General features: G+C 67.1%; 19 protein-coding genes. 18 read left to right on the forward strand and 1 reads right to left on the reverse strand.

Annotated elements, in window-relative coordinates; genetic code table 11:
* The 17 genes from nuoH (at position 1) to G5B46_RS00700 (ending at position 16,263) form a co-directional block, all read left to right on the forward strand.
* Positions 1 to 1,065, forward strand: coding sequence for an NADH-quinone oxidoreductase subunit NuoH (nuoH, locus tag G5B46_RS00620; RefSeq protein WP_101719843.1), 1,065 nt, complete (start codon positions 1 to 3; stop codon positions 1,063 to 1,065).
* Positions 1,062 to 1,304 (forward strand): hypothetical protein, encoded by a 243-nt coding sequence (locus tag G5B46_RS00625; protein WP_165255194.1) that lies wholly within the window; start codon positions 1,062 to 1,064, stop codon positions 1,302 to 1,304. The genes nuoH and G5B46_RS00625 overlap by 4 nt, the downstream gene beginning before the upstream one ends.
* Positions 1,301 to 1,792: an NADH-quinone oxidoreductase subunit NuoI gene (nuoI, locus tag G5B46_RS00630; protein WP_058346359.1), complete on the forward strand. Its 492-nt coding sequence runs from the start codon at positions 1,301 to 1,303 to the stop codon at positions 1,790 to 1,792. Before G5B46_RS00625 ends, nuoI begins: the two co-directional genes overlap by 4 nt.
* Before the next feature lie 82 nt (positions 1,793 to 1,874).
* Entirely contained in the window at positions 1,875 to 2,492 is a 618-nt protein-coding gene (locus tag G5B46_RS00635) for an NADH-quinone oxidoreductase subunit J (RefSeq protein WP_101719842.1), read from the forward strand.
* The gene (nuoK, locus tag G5B46_RS00640; protein ID WP_101719841.1) at positions 2,489 to 2,794 is read left to right on the forward strand and encodes an NADH-quinone oxidoreductase subunit NuoK; all 306 of its coding nucleotides are present in this window, start codon (positions 2,489 to 2,491) and stop codon (positions 2,792 to 2,794) included. The genes G5B46_RS00635 and nuoK overlap by 4 nt, the downstream gene beginning before the upstream one ends.
* 4 nt (positions 2,795 to 2,798) lie before the next feature.
* Positions 2,799 to 4,892, forward strand: coding sequence for an NADH-quinone oxidoreductase subunit L (gene nuoL / locus G5B46_RS00645; protein ID WP_165255196.1), 2,094 nt, complete (start codon positions 2,799 to 2,801; stop codon positions 4,890 to 4,892).
* Positions 4,893 to 4,902: 10 nt separating this feature from the next.
* Complete coding sequence (locus G5B46_RS00650; protein ID WP_165255198.1) at positions 4,903 to 6,387, forward strand: NADH-quinone oxidoreductase subunit M; 1,485 nt, start codon at positions 4,903 to 4,905, stop codon at positions 6,385 to 6,387.
* Between the two features lie 8 nt (positions 6,388 to 6,395).
* Positions 6,396 to 7,835 (forward strand): NADH-quinone oxidoreductase subunit NuoN, encoded by a 1,440-nt coding sequence (gene nuoN / locus G5B46_RS00655; protein WP_165255199.1) that lies wholly within the window; start codon positions 6,396 to 6,398, stop codon positions 7,833 to 7,835.
* A 1-nt stretch (position 7,836) separates the two neighbouring features.
* The gene (locus G5B46_RS00660) at positions 7,837 to 8,607 is read left to right on the forward strand and encodes a biotin--[acetyl-CoA-carboxylase] ligase (protein WP_165255201.1); all 771 of its coding nucleotides are present in this window, start codon (positions 7,837 to 7,839) and stop codon (positions 8,605 to 8,607) included.
* Positions 8,604 to 9,392, forward strand: a complete 789-nt coding sequence (locus tag G5B46_RS00665) for a type III pantothenate kinase (protein WP_165255203.1) — start codon at positions 8,604 to 8,606, stop codon at positions 9,390 to 9,392. The genes G5B46_RS00660 and G5B46_RS00665 overlap by 4 nt, the downstream gene beginning before the upstream one ends.
* The gene (locus tag G5B46_RS00670) at positions 9,389 to 11,068 is read left to right on the forward strand and encodes a ribonuclease J (RefSeq protein WP_165255205.1); all 1,680 of its coding nucleotides are present in this window, start codon (positions 9,389 to 9,391) and stop codon (positions 11,066 to 11,068) included. Before G5B46_RS00665 ends, G5B46_RS00670 begins: the two co-directional genes overlap by 4 nt.
* Before the next feature lie 7 nt (positions 11,069 to 11,075).
* Positions 11,076 to 11,822 carry a rhomboid family intramembrane serine protease gene (locus tag G5B46_RS00675; RefSeq protein ID WP_165255206.1) on the forward strand — a complete coding sequence of 249 codons (747 nt, stop codon included), beginning with the start codon at positions 11,076 to 11,078 and terminating at the stop codon, positions 11,820 to 11,822.
* A 62-nt stretch (positions 11,823 to 11,884) separates the two neighbouring features.
* Positions 11,885 to 12,304: a methylmalonyl-CoA epimerase gene (mce, locus tag G5B46_RS00680; protein WP_165255208.1), complete on the forward strand. Its 420-nt coding sequence runs from the start codon at positions 11,885 to 11,887 to the stop codon at positions 12,302 to 12,304.
* Positions 12,304 to 12,564, forward strand: a complete 261-nt coding sequence (locus G5B46_RS00685) for a DUF1467 family protein (RefSeq protein ID WP_165255210.1) — start codon at positions 12,304 to 12,306, stop codon at positions 12,562 to 12,564. Before mce ends, G5B46_RS00685 begins: the two co-directional genes overlap by 1 nt.
* Before the next feature lie 417 nt (positions 12,565 to 12,981).
* The gene (proS, locus tag G5B46_RS00690; RefSeq protein ID WP_165255211.1) at positions 12,982 to 14,310 is read left to right on the forward strand and encodes a proline--tRNA ligase; all 1,329 of its coding nucleotides are present in this window, start codon (positions 12,982 to 12,984) and stop codon (positions 14,308 to 14,310) included.
* Positions 14,310 to 15,584 (forward strand): lipoprotein-releasing ABC transporter permease subunit, encoded by a 1,275-nt coding sequence (locus G5B46_RS00695; protein ID WP_165255212.1) that lies wholly within the window; start codon positions 14,310 to 14,312, stop codon positions 15,582 to 15,584. The genes proS and G5B46_RS00695 overlap by 1 nt, the downstream gene beginning before the upstream one ends.
* Complete coding sequence (locus G5B46_RS00700; protein ID WP_165255213.1) at positions 15,577 to 16,263, forward strand: ABC transporter ATP-binding protein; 687 nt, start codon at positions 15,577 to 15,579, stop codon at positions 16,261 to 16,263. Before G5B46_RS00695 ends, G5B46_RS00700 begins: the two co-directional genes overlap by 8 nt.
* A 3-nt stretch (positions 16,264 to 16,266) precedes the next feature.
* Here G5B46_RS00700 and G5B46_RS00705 read toward each other — a convergent pair whose 3' ends face one another.
* Positions 16,267 to 17,223, reverse strand: coding sequence for a nucleoside hydrolase (locus tag G5B46_RS00705; RefSeq protein WP_165255214.1), 957 nt, complete (start codon positions 17,221 to 17,223; stop codon positions 16,267 to 16,269).
* A gap of 173 nt (positions 17,224 to 17,396) precedes the next feature.
* Here G5B46_RS00705 and sidA point away from each other — a divergent pair, with 173 nt between their 5' ends.
* Positions 17,397 to 17,486 (forward strand): cell division inhibitor SidA, encoded by a 90-nt coding sequence (sidA, locus tag G5B46_RS00710; RefSeq protein WP_058346375.1) that lies wholly within the window; start codon positions 17,397 to 17,399, stop codon positions 17,484 to 17,486.
* Positions 17,487 to 17,504: the final 18 nt, after the last annotated feature.

Raw genomic sequence — 17,504 nt, forward strand, 5'->3', positions numbered from 1 at the left:
GTGAACGAGATCAATCCGCTTCTCTGGTTCGGCCTCACGCTCGGCGGCATCCTGCTGGTCGTGATCTGGGTTCTGCTGAGCCTGGCCTTCCTGCTGCTGGCCGACCGCAAGATCTGGGCCGGCGTCCAGATGCGCAAGGGTCCCAACGTCGTTGGTCCCTTCGGCCTGCTTCAGTCGTTCGCCGACTTCGGCAAGTTCGTGCTGAAGGAAATCGTCATCCCGGCCGGCGCCGACAAGGCCATCTTCCTGCTGGCCCCGCTGATCAGCCTGGTTCTGGGCTTCATCGGCTGGGCCGTGGTGCCGTTCGCTCCGGGCTGGGTCGTCTCCAACCTGAACGTCGGCATCCTCTACCTGCTGGCGATGAGCTCGCTGGGCGTCTACGGCATCATCATGGGCGGCTGGGCTTCGAACTCGAAGTACCCGTTCCTGGGCGCGCTGCGTTCGGCCGCGCAGATGGTGTCGTACGAAGTGTCGATCGGCCTGATCATCATCACGGTGATCCTGCTGGCCGGCTCGATGAACCTGTCGACGATCGTCGAAGCCCAGTCGGGCTGGATCTGGAACTGGAACGTCTTCGGCGGCGGCCTCAAGAACATCGTCCTGCTGCCGGTCATGGTGATCGCCATGGGCATGTTCTACATCTCGGCCCTGGCCGAGACGAACCGCCCGCCGTTCGACCTTCCGGAAGCTGAATCCGAACTCGTGGCCGGTTACCAGGTCGAGTACTCCTCGACCCCGTACCTGCTGTTCATGGTCGCCGAGTATTCGAACATCGTTCTGATGTGCGCCATGATCAACGTGCTGTTCTTCGGCGGCTGGAACCCCGGCTTCCCGACGGACTTCATGGCCACCTGGCCGACGTTCGCGGCCAACCTGCTGCTGGCCTTGGTGTTCTACGCCAAGATCTGCTTCTGGTTCTTCATGTTCGCCATGGCCAAGGCCATCGTGCCCCGCTACCGCTACGACCAACTGATGCGCCTGGGCTGGAAGGTCTTCCTGCCGATGTCGCTGGTGCTGGTCGTCCTGGTCGCGGCCTGGCGCGTCTTCTCGCCGGTGGCGGGATGAGGCGTCCGCTCGCCCTGGCCCTGACGGGGCTGGCCCTGGTCTCGACGGGCGCGTGCGCGACCGCCGAGACGGCCGGTTCCTATTCGCTGGGGCGAGGGATCGTGAACTACGACGAGCTGCGTCGGGCCGGCGACAAGTGCCAGGCCGAAGGCGGAACGTTGCAAGCCAAGATGGACGGGGGAGATCCCGCCCAGCTTTCGAACTACACCTGCGTCATTCCGAAGGTTAAGCGGCCATGATGAGTCGTATCACCCAAGCCGTCAAAGGCGTCGCCCTGCTGGACTTCGCAGGCGCCTTCGGCCTGGCCATGAAGTATCTGGTCGCGCCGAAGAAGACCGTGATCTATCCGAACGAGCGCGGCCCGCAGTCGCCTCGTTTCCGGGGCGAGCACGCTCTGCGCCGCTATCCCAACGGGGAAGAGCGCTGCATCGCGTGCAAGCTGTGCGAGGCCATCTGCCCGGCCCAGGCCATCACCATCGAGGCCGAACCGCGCGAGGACGGCAGCCGCCGTACGACCCGGTACGACATCGACATGGTCAAGTGCATCTACTGCGGCCTGTGCCAGGAGGCCTGCCCGGTGGACGCCATCGTCGAAGGCCCGAACATCGAGTTCGCGGTCGAGACGCGTGAAGAGCTCTACTACGACAAGGAAAAGCTGCTCGACAACGGTGACCGTTGGGAGCGGCTGATCGCGAAGAATCTGGAGTTGGACGCTCCGTACCGGTAAACGGTCGGCGCGAATCCGAGGTTGGCGGCGTGCGCTTCGCACGTCGCTGTTATTTGAACTTATCAGGGGAGCACCTGGGCCAATGGCCTTGCAGGCGATAGCTTTCTACTTGCTGGCGTTCGTGACCATTGCGGCGGGTCTTCTCGTCGTCTCGGCCAAGAACCCCGTGCACTCGGTGCTCTTCCTGATCACCGCCTTCTTCTCGGCCGCAGGCCTCTTCGTCCTCCTGGGCGCGGAGTTCCTCGCGATGCTGCTGATCGTCGTCTATGTGGGCGCGGTCGCGGTGCTGTTCCTCTTCGTCGTCATGATGCTCGACATCGACTTCGAAGCGCTTCGGGACGGCTTCGCCCAGTACCTGCCCATCGGCGGTCTGGTCGGCGGCGTCCTGACGATCGAGATGATCATGGTCGCCGTCAGCGTGGCCACCAACGGCGCGGCCGCCAAGAACGCCGCTCCGCTGGCGTCGCCGGGCGGTGTCAGCAACACCGAGGCCATCGGCCGGGTGCTCTACACCGACTACATCTTCTTCTTCCAGGCGGCGGGCCTGGTGCTGCTGGTCGCGATGATCGGCGCCATCGTCCTGACCCTGCGTCATAAGCCGGGCGTCAAGCGCCAGGACATCGGCAAGCAGGTCGCCCGCACGCCCAAGACCGGAATGGAACTCGTGCAGATCAAGCCGGGCGAGGGGATCAGCGAATGATCGGCCTTCCGCATTACCTCATCGTCGCCGCCATCCTGCTGACGATCGGCGTCTTCGGGATCTTCGTGAACCGCAAGAACATCATCGTCATCCTGATGTCGATCGAGCTGATCCTGCTGGCGGTGAACATCAACCTGGTCGCCTTCTCGGCCTACCTGCACAACGTGGTGGGCCAGATCTTCGCGATGTTCGTGCTGACCGTGGCGGCCGCCGAGGCCGCCGTCGGCCTCGCCATCCTGGTGACCTTCTTCCGGAACCGCGGCGACATCGCGGTCGACGACGCCAGCATGATGAAGGGCTGACCCAGTGCAATCGCTCGTCACCATTCTCGTCTTCGCCCCGCTCGTGGGCGCGATCATCGCCGGCCTGTTCGGCCGGCGGATCGGCAACGTCGCTTCGCAAGCCGTCACCACGGGCCTGCTGATCCTGGCCTGCGCGCTGTCGTGGGTCACCTTCAGCCAGTGGACCTGGGGCCACATGGAGGCCTTCACGGTCTCGCTGCTGCCCTTCATCCACGTGGGCGACTTCATCGCCAACTGGTCGATCCGCATCGACGCCCTGTCGGCGACCATGCTGATCGTGGTCACGACCGTCTCGGCGCTCGTGCACATCTATTCCTGGGGCTACATGGCCGAGGACGACAGCAAGCCGCGCTTCTTCGCGTACCTGTCGCTCTTCACCTTCGCCATGCTGTCGCTGGTCACCGCCGCCGACTTCATGCAGCTGTTCTTCGGCTGGGAAGGCGTGGGTCTGGCCTCGTACCTGCTGATCGGCTTCTGGTTCAAGAAGCCGTCGGCCAGCGCGGCCGCCATCAAGGCCTTCGTCGTCAACCGCGTCGGCGACTTCGGCTTCGCGCTCGGCATCATGACCGTCTACTGGGCGTTCGGCACGATCAACTTCGCCGAGCTGTTCCCGATGATCCAGGCGGGCGCCGCCCGCAGCTGGGAGTTCGCCGGCCATCAGTGGCCGCTGGTCGACATCGCCTGCTTCCTGCTGTTCATCGGCGCGATGGGCAAGTCGGCGCAGTTCTTCCTGCACACCTGGCTTCCTGACGCCATGGAAGGCCCGACCCCGGTGTCGGCCCTGATCCACGCGGCCACCATGGTGACCGCGGGCGTCTACATGCTGTGCCTGCTGTCGCCGATGTTCGAATACGCCCCGGTGACCAAGAACATCGTCACGGTCATCGGCGCGGTGACGGCTCTGTTCGCCGCCACGGTCGGCCTGACCCAGAACGACATCAAGCGCGTGATCGCCTACTCGACCTGCTCGCAGCTGGGCTACATGTTCTTCGCGGCTGGCGTCGGCGCCTATCAGGCGGCCATGTTCCACCTGTTCACGCACGCCTTCTTCAAGGCGCTGCTGTTCCTGGGCGCCGGTTCGGTGATCCACGGCATGCACCACGAACAGGACATGCGTCGCTACGGCGCCCTGGCCAAGATGCTGCCGGTGACCTTCATCGCGATGACGATCGGCACGATCGCCATCACGGGCCTCGGCTTCCCGCCGCTGCACCTGGGCTTCGCCGGCTTCTACTCGAAGGACACCATCATCGAAGCCGCGTTCGCCGCGGGCGGCCACAACCAGATCGCCATGTTCGCGTGGGTGATCGGCGTGCTGGTCGCGGGCCTGACCTCGTTCTACTCGTGGCGCCTGGCCTTCTTCACCTTCAACGGCAAGGCTCGCTGGGGTCATGACGATCATGGCCATGACGCTCACGCGGCTCACGGCCACGACGATCACGCGCACGCCGCCCATGGTCATGACGACCACGCCCACGGCGCGCACGACGATCACGGTCACGACGACCATGGCCACGGCCATGATCACAAGCCGCACGAGAGCCCGGTGGTGATGCTGTTCCCGCTGGTCGTGCTGGCCCTGGGCGCGATCTTCGCCGGCTTCTTCTTCGTCGACTTCTTCGTGGGTCACCACGAGGCCGAGTTCTGGCGCGGCGCCATCGCCACGGCCCCTGGCAATCACGTGCTGCATGAAGCGCACGAGGTCGCCAACTGGGTGAAGTGGAGCCCGCTGATCGCCTCGCTGATCGGCCTGGCCATCGCGATCTACGTCTACCTGATCAGGGGTGACGAGCGCCTGGGCCTGAAGCTCGCCGAGCGCAAGGGTCCGCTGTACGTGTTCTTCTACAACAAGTGGTTCTTCGACGAGCTCTACGACGCCACCTTCGTGCGCGCCGCCAAGTTCCTCGGCGACCTGTTCTGGAAGGGCGGGGACCAGAAGATCATCGATCGCCTGGGTCCCGACGGCGTCAGCGCCGTCTCCTACGCCGTCGGCCGCAAGACGGGCAAAGCCCAGACCGGCTACGTGTACCACTACGCTTTCGTCATGCTGCTCGGCGTCGCCGGCCTGCTGACGTTCGCCCTTTACGCATTCCGTTGAGGACGGATCGATGACTGGTCTGCTCAGCCTTACGACCTTCGCTCCGCTCGTCGGCGTGGCCCTGATCCTGGCGGCTCGCGCCGCCAAGGGGACGGGCGCGGCCACCGACGCCCTGGCCAAGTGGATCGCGCTCGCGACCACGCTGGTGACCTTCGCCCTGTCGCTGGTGGTCACCCTCCAGTTCGACGCCAAGAACCCGGGCTTCCAGTTCGTGGAAGACTTCGCCTGGTTCGCCGGCCTGCACTACCGCATGGGCGTCGACGGCATCTCGGTGCTGTTCGTCCTGCTGACCGCCTTCCTGCTGCCGATCTGTATCGTGGCCAGCTGGAAGTCGGTCGAGAAGCGCGTCGTCGAGTACCTGATCGCCTTCCTGGTCCTGGAGACCCTGGTGATCGGCGTGTTCTGCGCGCTGGACCTGGTGCTGTTCTACCTCTTCTTCGAAGGGGGCCTGGTGCCGATGTTCCTGATCATCGGCATCTGGGGCGGCAAGCGCCGGATCTACGCGGCCTACAAGTTCTTCCTCTACACGCTGCTCGGCTCGGTGCTGATGCTGGCGGCCATCCTGGCGATGATCTCGATCGCCGGCACCTCGTCGATCCCCGAGCTGATGGCCTTCAAGTTCGCCCCGTGGTTGCAGACCTGGCTGTGGCTGGCCTTCTTCGCCTCGTTCGCGGTGAAGATGCCGATGTGGCCGGTGCACACCTGGCTGCCTGACGCCCACGTGGAAGCCCCGACGGCGGGTTCGGTCATCCTGGCCGGCATCCTGCTGAAGATGGGCGGCTACGGCTTCATGCGCTTCAGCATCCCGATGTTCCCGAACGCTTCGGAGCTGTTCCAGCCCCTGGTGTTCGCGATGTCGGCCATCGCCATCGTCTACACCTCGCTGGTCGCCTTCCGTCAGACCGACATCAAGAAGCTGATCGCCTACTCGTCGGTGGCCCACATGGGCTTCGTGACCATGGGCATCTTCTCGGGCAACGCCGCGGGCGAGCAGGGCGCTCTGTTCCAGATGCTGAGCCACGGCGTGATCTCCGGCGCGCTCTTCCTCTGTGTCGGCGTCGTCTACGACCGCATGCACACCCGCGAGATCGCCTTCTACGGCGGCCTGACGGCCCGCATGCCGCACTACGCCTTCGTGTTCCTGCTGTTCACGATGGGCAATGTCGGCCTGCCGGGCACCTCGGGCTTCGTCGGCGAAATCCTGACGATGACCGGCGTCTACCAGGCCTCGACCTGGACGGCGATCGTGTCGGCCACCGGCGTGATCCTGTCGGCGATGTACGCCCTGACGCTGTACCGCCGCGTCATGTACGGCGAGATCGTCAACCCGGAACTGAAGACGATCACCGACCTCGACGCGCGCGAGATCCTGCTCTTCGTGCCGCTGATCATCATGACCCTGGTGCTCGGCATCTATCCTAATCTTGTGTTCAACCTGACCGCGTCGTCCGTCGACGGGCTCGTCGGCGCCTGGCGCGCCGCCGTGGGCGGGTGAGGGATCCCATGACGTTCTCCGCCAACATCTCCCTCGTTCTGCCGGAACTGGTCCTGGGCGTCTCGGCCCTGGTCCTGCTGGTCTGGGGCGCCTTCTCCAAGAAGACCACGCCGGTCTTCACGGGCGCCTCGGTGCTGGCGCTGCTGGCCGCCGCCGTCCTGGCGGCGATCGGTCCGCACGGCCACGCCTTCAACGGCGTCTACTCGGCCGACGCCGCCGCCAGCTACGCCAAGGTTGCGATCTTCCTCTTCAGCGCCGTGGCCGTCGTGCTGGGCGACCGCTGGCTGGCCGCCCGCGGCGACCAGAAGTTCGAGTTCCCGGTCCTGGTCGTGCTGTCGGCCGTCGGCATGGGCGTCACCGCCTCGGCCGGCGACCTGATCAGCCTCTATATCGGCGTCGAGCTGCAATCGCTGGCCCTGTACGTCCTGGCGGCCTTCCGCCGCGATGACGCCAAGGCCTCGGAAGCGGGCCTGAAGTACTTCGTGCTGGGCGCGCTGTCGTCGGGCATCCTGCTGTACGGCGCCTCGTTGATCTACGGCTTCGCCGGTTCGACCCGCTTCGCCGACATCGCCGCCGCCTCGCACGGCGCCCACGGCCTTGGCCTGCTGTTCGGCCTGATCTTTGTGATCTGCGGCCTGGCGTTCAAGGTTTCGGCCGCGCCGTTCCACATGTGGACCCCGGACGTCTATGAAGGCGCCCCGACCCCGGTCGTCGGCTTCTTCGCCGCCGCGCCGAAGCTGGCCGCCATGATGATGTTCGCCCGCGTGCTGGGCGACGCCTTCCCCGACGCCGTGGCCCAATGGCGCCAGGTGCTGATCATCGCCGCCCTGCTGTCGGTGTTCGTCGGTGCCTTCGCGGGTCTGGCCCAGACCAACCTCAAGCGCCTGTGGGCCTACTCCTCGATCGCCAACGTCGGTTACGCCCTGCTGGGCGTGGCGACCGGCGGCGAGACCGGCCTGCACTCGATGCTGGTCTTCATGGTGCTCTACATGGTGGACGTCACCGGCTTCTTCGCCTGCCTGCAGGCCCTGAACCGCGACGGCAAGCCGATGGAGACCATCGAGGACATGGCCGGCCTGGTGAAGGAACGTCCGGGCATCGCCCTGGCCATGACCGCGTTCTCGCTGTCGGCCCTCGGCCTGCCGCCGTTCTCGGGCTTCTGGGCCAAGTTCTACGTCTTCAAGGCCGCCATGGGCTCGGGCGACGTGCCGCTGCAGTGGGCCGCCGTTCTGGGCCTGGTCGGCAGCGTCGTGGCCGCGTTCTACTACCTGCGTCTGATCAAGACGATGTGGTTCGACGCGCCCGTCGGCGGCGTGGACAAGCCGCAACCGACCGCTCGCGCGATCGGCTTCGCCGCGGCCCTGTTCTCGTTCCCGATCGTGCTGGCCGCCCTGGTCTGGCTCGACCCCGCCGCCAAGGCGGCGGCGGCCGCCTTCGGCCACCTCTGACGTGACGGGCGGCCCCCCGTTCGACAACGGGGCGGGCAAGGGGCCGCCCGTCGTCGTTCTCGACGAGATCGACTCGACCAACGCCGAGGTCCGCCGCCGCGCAGAAGCGGGGCGGACCGAGCCCGTCTGGATCGTCGGCCTGCGACAGACCGCGGGCCGAGGCCGCCGGGGCCGCGCCTGGGAAACCGGCGACGGCAACCTGGCCGCCACGCTTCTGCTCACCCTCGACAAGCCGCCTGCCGAAGCCGCCCAGGTCTCGTTCGTCGCCGCCCTGGCGGTGGCCGACCTGCTGGCCGCCTACGTGCCCGAGCGCCTGGTCAGCCTGAAATGGCCCAACGACCCGATGGTCGGCGGCCTCAAGATCAGCGGCATCCTCATCGAGTCCGGCAACTCGCCGGACGGCGGCCTGTGGCTGGCCGTGGGGATCGGGGTGAACCTTGCCCGCAAGCCCATCGACAGCGAGCGCCCGACCACGGCCCTGCCGACCTGGCGCGCCGAACCGCCGCCGTCTCCGGTCGAGGCGATCGGAGTGCTGGCCGCCGCCTTCGCCCGGTGGCTGGACGTCTGGATGCGCCTGGGCTTTCCCGCCATCGCCGACGCCTGGACCGCCAAGGCCCACGGAATGGGCGAACCCTGCATCGCCCGGCTCGGCAACGAGACGGTCGAGGGCATAGCCGAGGGCCTGGACGGCGACGGGGCCTTGCGCCTTCGTCTCGCTGACGGCCAACTGCGCCGGATCACCGCCGGCGACGTCTTCTTCGGAGCTTCGTGATGCTGCTGGCCATCGAACAGGGCAACACCAACACCATGTTCGCCATCCACGACGGCCAGTCGTGGATCGCCCAGTGGCGCGCGGCCACCGAGAGCACCCGCACCGCCGACGAGTACGTCGTGTGGCTGTCGCAACTGATGTCGATGCAGGGCTTGAGCTTCCGCTCGCTGGACGCCTGCATCATCTCCAGCGTCGTGCCCCAGTCGCTGTTCAACCTGCGCAACCTGTCGCGCCGCTATCTGAACGTCGAGCCGCTGGTCATCGGCGAGAACGCCAAGCTGGGCGTCGATATCCGCATCGACAAGCCGTCCGAGGCCGGCGCCGACCGCCTGGTCAACGCCGTGGGCGCCAGCATGCTCTACAAGGGCCCGCTGATCGTCATCGACAGCGGCACGGCCACCACCTTCGACGTCGTGGCCGCCGACGGCGCCTTCGAGGGCGGCATCATCGCCCCGGGCATCAACCTCTCCATGCAGGCGCTGCACGAAGCGGCCGCCAAGCTGCCCCGCATCGCCATCCAGCGTCCCGCGCGCAACCGCGTGGTCGGCACCGACACCGTCAGCGCCATGCAGTCGGGCGTGTTCTGGGGCTACATCTCACTCATCGAAGGGCTCGTCTCGCGCATCAAGAAAGAGCGCGACGAGGCCCTGACCGTGGTCGCCACCGGCGGCGTCGCCTCGCTGTTCGAGGGCGCCACCGACAGCATCGACCACTTCGACCCTGATCTGACCATCCGTGGTCTCCTCGAAATTCACCGCCGCAATACCCACCTAGAGACCGAATGAAAAAGCAAACCAACGACGAACTCGTCTTCCTGCCGCTGGGCGGGTCGAACGAGATCGGCATGAACTTCAACCTGTACGGCTACGGGCCCGCGCACGATCGCAAGTGGATCGTCGTCGACCTGGGCGTCACCTTCGGCGACCAGACGACGCCGGGCGTCGAGATCATCCTGCCCGACCCCGAGTACATCGTCCCCTATGCCGACGACATCCTCGGCATCGTCCTGACCCACGCGCACGAAGACCACCTGGGCGCGGTCGCCTGGCTGTGGCCGCAGCTGAAGGCCCCGGTCTACGCCACGCCGTTCACCGCCTTCCTGCTGCGCGAGAAGCTGCGCGACGCCAACCTGTTGGACGAGGTCGAGATCATCGAGGTGCCGCTGAGCGGCAACTTCGACCTGGGCCCGTTCCACCTGGAAATGGTCACGCTGACCCACTCGATACCCGAGCCGAACGGCCTGGCGATCAAGACGCCGCTGGGCACTGTTCTGCACACCGGCGACTGGAAGATCGATCCCGATCCCCAACTGGGCGCCGCCACCGACGTCGACGCCCTGCGCCGCCTGGGCGACGAGGGCGTGCTGGCCATGGTCTGCGACAGCACCAACGTCTTCGTCGAGGGCGAGTCCGGCTCGGAAGCCGACGTCCGCGTCGAGCTGAACAAGCTGATCGGCAGCCTGACGGGCAAGATCGCCGTGGCCTGCTTCGCCTCGAACGTGGCGCGCATGGACACCGTGATCCGCGCCGCCCAGGCCGCGGGCCGCAAGGTGTGCCTGGCCGGCCGCTCGATGCACCGCATGGCCGCCGCCGCCCGTTCGGTGGGCCTGCTGGACGGCCTGGACCCGTTCGTCACCGACGACCAGGCCAAGCACATGCCGGAAAACGAGATCCTCTATCTCTGCACCGGCAGCCAGGGCGAGGCGAGGGCGGCCCTGGCCCGTATCGCCGAGGGCAACCACCCGCACGTCAAGCTGTCGTCGGGCGACCACGTGGTGTTCAGCTCGCGCGTGATCCCGGGCAACGAGATCCCGATCCGCAACCTGCAGAACAAGCTGGCCGATCGCGGCGTGCGCCTGCACACCGAGCGCGACACCCCCGGCATCCACGTCAGCGGCCACCCGTGCCGCGACGAACTGAAGCAGATGTACCAGTGGGCCCGGCCGCAGATCGCCGTGCCGACCCACGGCGAGCGCCGCCACCTGCTCGAGCACGCCGCCTTCGCCAAGGATCTGCAGGTTCCCCACGCCGTCAGCCCGCGCAACGGCGACATGGTTCGCCTGGCGCCGGGCCACCCGGAGATCATCGACGAGGTGCCGGCGGGGCGCCTGTACGTCGACGGCGGCGTCGTGACGCCCGAGAACGGCGAGGCCCTGCGCGAGCGTCGCCACGCGGCGTTCAATGGCGTGCTGGCCGTGTCGATCGTGCTCGACGGCCGCAACAAGATCGTTTCGGGCCCGCAGGTTCGTGGCCTGGGCCTGGCCGGCGACGAGGAGTATCCCCTCGACGAAGCCCTGGACGACCTGGCCGAAGAGGCCGAAGAGGCCTTCAAGCGCCTGTCGGGCGACGACCGCGAGATCGACGAGACCATCGAGAACGCCATCTCGCGCGCGGTGAAGAAGGCCGCCTTCCGCATCTGGGAACGCAAGCCGGTCGTCGAGACGACCGTCCTGCGCCTCTGATCGCCGCATGAGCACCGACGACCAGACCCCGAACGGTTCCGACACGCCCCCGCGGCGCGAAGGGCTGTTCGGGCGCAGCCCGGCCATCCTGTGGTTCGAGGCCTGGCCGATGGTCGTCGTGCTGGCGCTGATCTGGCTGGCCTTCCTGGTCCAGTCGGCCTTCGAGCTGATGGGGCAGGGGCAGCTGGCCTTCGCCCTGGGCGGACTGTGGAAGCCCGGCGTCTACCAGGGCCTGTGGTGGACGCCGCTGACCCACATGTTCATGCACATGAGCTGGGGTCAGTCCTGGGGCTGGCTGCACATCGTGTTCAATAGCGGCGCCCTGGTGGCGCTGGGGCCGGCGATCGCCCAGCGGTTCGGCCGCGACGCCCTGGGCGGGGTGCTGTTCCTGTTCTTCTACCTCGCCTGCGGCCTGGCCGGGGCGGGCGCCTTCCTGCTGCTGGGACCCGACCAGGTGCTGGCCGTCGGGGCCTCGGGCGCCATCTTCGGCCTGTGGGGCGCGGTTGCGCGGCTGAGCGGGCCGGGCGAAGCCAGGCTCGCGCCGATCCTGGCGCCTTCGGTGCTGCGCCAGGTCGGTTCGGCGCTGATCTCCAACCTGGTCGTCCTGGGCGCGGCGTTCGGCTACGGCGCGCTGTCGGGCGGGGGCGGCGGCATCGCCTGGCAGGCCCACCTGGGCGGTTTCGTCGCCGGCTTCCTCCTGATCCAGGTCATGCCGGTGCGCTTCCACTGGCTGAAGGGCCTTCGCGGCGCTTGACTGCCGCGACCGGAGGCGCGGTTAGTTGGGCTCCAACACCGCTCCAGCCCGGGACAGGAACCATGATCGGCAGGCTCAACCACATCGGCGTCGCCACGCCCTCCATCGACGAGTCGGTGAAGATGTACCGCGAGCTGCTCGGGGCCACCTCGGTGACCGACAAGTGGGCCATGCCCGAGCAGGGCGTCTGGGTCTGCTTCGTCAACCTGCCCAACAGCCAGATCGAACTGATCGAGCCCTATGGCGAGAAATCGCCGATCCACGCCTTCCTGGCCAAGAACCCCAAGGGCGGCCAGCATCACGTCTGTTTCGAGGTCGAGAACATCTATGAGGCGCGCGACGCGCTGGTCGCCAAGGGCGCGACCGTGCTAGGCGAGCCCAGGATCGGCGCCCACGGAACGCTGATCATCTTCGTTCACCCCAAGGACATGGGCGGCATGCTCGTGGAATTGATGGAAAGCCCCAAGGACGCGCATCACTGATGGGCCCGATCACCAGCGTCGCGATCTTCCTGACCATCTGGTGGACGGTGCTGTTCGCCGTGCTGCCTCTGGGCACGCGCAGCTACCACGAGATGGGGATCGAGCCGCCGCCGGGAGCCGATCCCGGCGCGCCGGTGAACCCCAATCTGAAGCGCAAGTTCCTCACCACCACCTGCGTGGCGCTCGTGCTGTTTGCGATTCTGTGGCTGGTGGTGAAGTTCCAGCTGGTCAGCCTGCCGGACCTGCCCGCGACCTACTGAAAACTTTTGCAGCCGGGGGCTGGGCGCCCAAGGCTTGTGCGAACGGCGATCTCCTGCCCGTCAAACGCCCATGTCTTGGGCGAAACGCGCGGAGCTTGAACGCCAGCGGCAATCGCATGCCCCAACAGTCGTTCGACGGTCGTACATTGTCATGACGAGGCCGGGTTCGGCCTTGCTCTGTGGCGTCTTCCCCGACGATGAACTTGAACGGCCGCGCGATTGAACCGCGCGGCCTTCTTTTCGTTTAGCCTGGCCCTGGGGGCTTCAGCGAAGGCGTCGAGCGGCCTGGCCGCCCAACTCTTTCGGCAGTCGGACGCTCTCGACACTCAAAACGTCATCTTTTCGCCGCGCGCGTTGCCAAGCTGAATGGCGACCGGCTATCTCAACGCCTCGAATACTCCCGGAGACGTCTCGTCCATGCGCCTGTCGCGCTACTTCCTGCCCGTCCTGAAAGAAGCTCCTTCCGACGCCCAGATCGCCTCGCACCAGCTGATGCTGCGCGCGGGCATGATCCGCCAGGAGGCCGCCGGCATCTACGCCTGGCTGCCACTGGGCCTGCGGGTGCTCAACAAGATCGAGCAGATCGTCCGCGAGGAAATGGATCGCGCCGGCGCCATCGAGCTCCTGATGCCGACCCTGCAGCTGGCCGACCTGTGGCGCGAGTCGGGCCGCTACGACGCCTACGGCCCGGAGATGCTGCGCATCACCGACCGCCACGAGCGCGAGCTGCTGTACGGGCCCACCAACGAGGAAATGGTCACCGAGATCTTCCGCGCCTCGGTGCGGAGCTACAAGGATCTGCCCAAGAACCTCTACCACGTTCAGTGGAAGTTCCGCGACGAGCGCCGCCCGCGCTTCGGCGTGATGCGTGGCCGCGAGTTCCTGATGAAGGACGCCTACAGCTTCGACCTCGACGCCGAGGGCGCGCGCAAGTCGTACAACCGCATGTTCGTGGCCTATCTGAACTTGTTCTCGCGCATGGGCCTGAAGGCCGTGCCGATGCGGGCCGATACCGGCCCGATCGGCGGGGACCTGTCCCACGAGTTCATCGTGCTGGCCGAGACGGGCGAAAGCGCCGTCTTCTGCCACAAGGACCTGGTCGAGATGGCCGCGCCTGGTCCCGACGTCGACTGGTACGGCGACCTGCAGCCGCTGGTGAACGAGCGCACCGCGCTCTACGCCGCGACCGAGGAAATGCACGACGAAGCCGCCTTCGACGCCATCCCCGAGGGCGAGCGCCTGTCGGCCCGCGGCATCGAGGTCGGCCACATCTTCTCGTTCGGCACGAAGTATTCCGAGCCGATGAAGGCCCTGGTCATGGGTCCCGACGGCAAGGAAACGCCGGTCCAGATGGGCAGCTACGGCGTCGGCGTCTCGCGCCTGCTGGGCGCGATCATCGAGGCCAGCCACGACGACGGCGGCATCATCTGGCCGGAAAGCGTCGCGCCGTTCCACGTCGGCATCGTCAACATGCGCCAGGGCGATGCGGCCTGCGACGCGGCTTGCGACGAGGCCTACAAGGCCCTGCAGGCGGCCGGCGTCGACGTGCTCTATGACGACACCGACGCACGCGGCGGCGCCAAGTTCGCCACCATGGACCTGATCGGCCTGCCCTGGCAGCTGATCGTCGGCCCCAAGGGCATCGCCGAGGGCGTGGTCGAGCTGAAGAACCGCAAGACCGGCGAGCGCGTCTCCGAGCCGCTCGACGCGGTGATCGCCCGCCTGACCGGCAAGGCCGCCGCCTGATGGCGTTCGGCGCGGGGCCCTTCGGGATCTGGGAACGGACGGTCGCCTGGCGTTACCTGCGCACCAAGCGCAAGAACGGCGGCGTCGCCCTGATCTCGGTGATCTCGTTCAGCGCGGTGATGCTGGCGGTTTTCGCCCTCATCACCGTGATGAGCGTCATGAACGGCTTCCGCGCCGAGCTTCTCGGCCGGCTGCTCGGCTTCAACGGCCACATCTACGCCCAGGGGCCGCTGGTCAACGGCCCCGACCGCGAGGGCGTCATCGCCCGCATCAAGGCCAGCCCCGGCGTGGTCCAGGCCGCGCCCCTGGTCGAGGCCCAGGCCATGGTGATCGGCCCCAACCAGGTGACCGGCGCCATCGTCCGCGGCGTCAATCCGGCCGACCTGCGCGGCATGACCCTGATCTCCAAGAACATCAAGCAGGGCTCGCTCAACGGCTTCGGCGAGGGCGAGTACGGCGGCGACATGGTGCTGATCGGCGATCGCATGGCCCGCAACCTGGGCCTGTCGGTCGGCGACCCGATCACCCTGATCTCGCCCTCGGGCCCGGCCACGGCGTTCGGCACGTCGACGCGCGAGAAGGACTACGTCGTCGGCGGCGTGTTCAGCGTCGGCATGAGCCAGTTCGACGAGAGCTATGTGATGATGCCGCTGGCCCAGGCGCAGCTGTTCTTCGGGCGCGACACGGCCATCGACTATGTCGAGGTCAAGCTGACCGATCCGGACGACGCCAAGCAGGCCAAGGCCGCCATCGAGCAGGCCGTCGGCCCCGGCGCCTTCATCACCGACTGGATGGACAAGAACAGCAGCTACTTCAACGCGCTGCAGGTCGAGCGCAAGGTGATGCGCCTGATCCTGTTCTTCATCGTCGCCATCGCCACGCTGAACATCATTTCCGGCCTGGTCATGCTGGTGAAGAACAAGGGCCGCGACATCGCCATCCTGCGCACCATGGGCGCCAGCCAGTCGTCGATCCTGCGCATCTTCATCATGGCGGGCGCCTCGATCGGCGTGGCCGGAACCCTGACCGGCCTGCTGCTGGGCGTGCTGTTCTGTGCCAACATCACCGCCATCCAGAACTTCGTCGAATGGGCCACCGGCACCGCCGTGTTCAGCGCCGACATCTATTTCCTGGCCCACATCCCGGCCAAGATCGACTGGGTCGAGGTCGGCGGTGTCGTCTCGATCTCCACCCTGATGAGCGTGCTGGCGACCCTGCCGCCGGCGCTGCGGGCCTCGCGCCTCGATCCCGTTGAGGCCCTTCGCTATGAGTAGCCCCGTCCTGTCGCTGCGCGGCGTCGAGCGCACCTACGTCACCGAGGCCGGCAAGCTGACCGTGCTGCGCGGCGCGGATCTCGACGTCTATCCGGGCGAGGTCGTGGGCCTGATCGGCCCGTCGGGCTCGGGCAAGTCGTCGCTGTTGCACGCGGCAGGCCTGCTGGAGCGCCCCGACGCCGGCATCATCGCTGTCGACGGCAAGGACTGCTCCAAGCTGTCCGAGCGCCAGCGCACCAAGGTTCGCCTGTCGACCGTGGGCTTCGTCTACCAGTTCCACCACCTGCTGCCGGAGTTCACGGCCGGCGAGAACGTGGAGCTGCCGCAGATGATCGCCGGCCGCCGCCGCGCCGAGGCTCGTGAACGCGCCGTCGGCCTGCTGGGGCAGCTGGGCCTGGCGGCGCGGGTAGACCACCAGCCCGGCCAGATGTCGGGCGGCGAACAGCAGCGGGTGGCCATCGCCCGGGCCCTGGCCAATTCGCCCAAGCTGCTGCTGGCCGACGAGCCGACCGGCAACCTCGATCCGGCCACCTCGGCGGCCACCTTCCAGGCGCTGTACGACCTGGCGCGCGGGCAGGGCGTCGCCGCCCTGATCGCCACCCACAACATGGAGCTGGCCCGCTACATGGACCGGGTCTTCGCCCTGCGCGACGGCCACCTGGAGCCGCAGAGCTTCTAGGCGCTAGAGCAGCGCCTGCCGCATCGCCGCGAAGAACCCCGCCTGGTCGATCTTCTTGATCACCCGGGCGTTGGGCTCGCGGCGCTTGAGGGCCGGGTCGGCGATCTCGATGTCGGGCAGGATCGAGTGCGAGACGCTGAGATAGCCGCGCGTCAGCTCGCCCATGGTCTCCACGTCGATCACGCAGCGCTCGGCTTCCAACACCAGGGCTTCGTCCAGCATGGCCGCGCAGGTCAGGGCGTCGGGGTGCAGGCTGCCGTCCAGGCCCTCGGTGTCGCGGGCGAAGGCCAGCGAGGCCTCGTTGACCTTGGTGAAGAACCTGGCGCGCGGCGTGCCCAGGGCGTCGAGCTCGCCCAGCTGCGCCGTGGTCAGCAGTCCGTCGCGCAGGGTTTCGGTCCAGGTGACCACGTGCAGGTCGAAGCCGGCGTTGACGACGATCTTGGCCGCCTCGGGATCGACATAGAAATTGTACTCGGCCGCCGGCGTGACGTTGCCGACGCCGTTGTCGGTGCCGCCCATCACCCACAGGGCCTTGGCGGCCTTCGCGATTTCCGGCTCGCGCAGCACGGCCAGGGCGATGTTGGTCAGCGGGGCCTGGGCCAGCAGGGTGATCTCGCCGGGCGCCTGCATCACCCGCCGCACGATCTCGTCGGCGGCATGGCCGGGGCAGGGGCGCTGGGCGGCCTTGGGGAGCGCTGCATCGCTCATGCCGTCGGCGCCGAACACGTAGGCGGCGTCCAGCGGGATGCGGCTGAAGGGCTTCTGCGCGCCCATGTAGACCGGCACGCCGGCCGCCTCGCAGGCTTCCAGCGTCACCAGGGCGTTCTCGGCGTGCTGTTCGAAGCCGACATTGCCGTGGCTGATGGTGATCGCCTCGACGCTGACGCCGGGGCGGCGCAGGGCGAGCATCAGGGAGAAGACGTCGTCTCCGGCGGTGTCGGTGTCGATGATCAGGCGCATGGCGCGGCTTCTGCCGCGTTCCGGCCGGGAAGGCCAGAGCCGCCCGGTTGATCCGCGACGATCGGCCCCTTGCGGCAAAAAAGCTCGCAACTTGCCTGTGGACTATTGCGGTGAGAACGAAAGGGGAATATGGAACAAAAAGGCAACTGGCCAACGAGCTGTGGAGGGATGTTATGGTCCGGATCGCGCGTGAGTCTTTGGCGCTTGTATCTGTCGCCGGCTTCGTCTGGATGATGTGTTCGGTCGCCCAGCTGGTGGCCTGAGTCGAATAGCGAGGGTCT

Source organism: Caulobacter sp. 602-2 (assembly GCF_011043625.1).
Lineage (GTDB): Bacteria > Pseudomonadota > Alphaproteobacteria > Caulobacterales > Caulobacteraceae > Caulobacter.

What these genes read in the sequence shown, in the direction of transcription:
- nuoN (WP_165255199.1), top strand. Translation starts at nt 6,396, where the DNA reads ATGACGTTCTCCGCCAACATCTCCCTCGTTCTGCCGGAACTGGTCCTG.
- G5B46_RS00685 (WP_165255210.1), top strand. Translation starts at nt 12,304, where the DNA reads ATGGGCCCGATCACCAGCGTCGCGATCTTCCTGACCATCTGGTGGACG.
- G5B46_RS00670 (WP_165255205.1), top strand. Translation starts at nt 9,389, where the DNA reads ATGAAAAAGCAAACCAACGACGAACTCGTCTTCCTGCCGCTGGGCGGG.
- G5B46_RS00705 (WP_165255214.1), bottom strand. Translation starts at nt 17,223, where the DNA reads ATGCGCCTGATCATCGACACCGACACCGCCGGAGACGACGTCTTCTCC.
- nuoK (WP_101719841.1), top strand. Translation starts at nt 2,489, where the DNA reads ATGATCGGCCTTCCGCATTACCTCATCGTCGCCGCCATCCTGCTGACG.
- G5B46_RS00650 (WP_165255198.1), top strand. Translation starts at nt 4,903, where the DNA reads ATGACTGGTCTGCTCAGCCTTACGACCTTCGCTCCGCTCGTCGGCGTG.
- G5B46_RS00635 (WP_101719842.1), top strand. Translation starts at nt 1,875, where the DNA reads ATGGCCTTGCAGGCGATAGCTTTCTACTTGCTGGCGTTCGTGACCATT.
- nuoI (WP_058346359.1), top strand. Translation starts at nt 1,301, where the DNA reads ATGATGAGTCGTATCACCCAAGCCGTCAAAGGCGTCGCCCTGCTGGAC.
- G5B46_RS00625 (WP_165255194.1), top strand. Translation starts at nt 1,062, where the DNA reads ATGAGGCGTCCGCTCGCCCTGGCCCTGACGGGGCTGGCCCTGGTCTCG.
- G5B46_RS00695 (WP_165255212.1), top strand. Translation starts at nt 14,310, where the DNA reads ATGGCGTTCGGCGCGGGGCCCTTCGGGATCTGGGAACGGACGGTCGCC.
- G5B46_RS00675 (WP_165255206.1), top strand. Translation starts at nt 11,076, where the DNA reads ATGAGCACCGACGACCAGACCCCGAACGGTTCCGACACGCCCCCGCGG.
- G5B46_RS00700 (WP_165255213.1), top strand. Translation starts at nt 15,577, where the DNA reads ATGAGTAGCCCCGTCCTGTCGCTGCGCGGCGTCGAGCGCACCTACGTC.
- sidA (WP_058346375.1), top strand. Translation starts at nt 17,397, where the DNA reads ATGGTCCGGATCGCGCGTGAGTCTTTGGCGCTTGTATCTGTCGCCGGC.
- proS (WP_165255211.1), top strand. Translation starts at nt 12,982, where the DNA reads ATGCGCCTGTCGCGCTACTTCCTGCCCGTCCTGAAAGAAGCTCCTTCC.
- mce (WP_165255208.1), top strand. Translation starts at nt 11,885, where the DNA reads ATGATCGGCAGGCTCAACCACATCGGCGTCGCCACGCCCTCCATCGAC.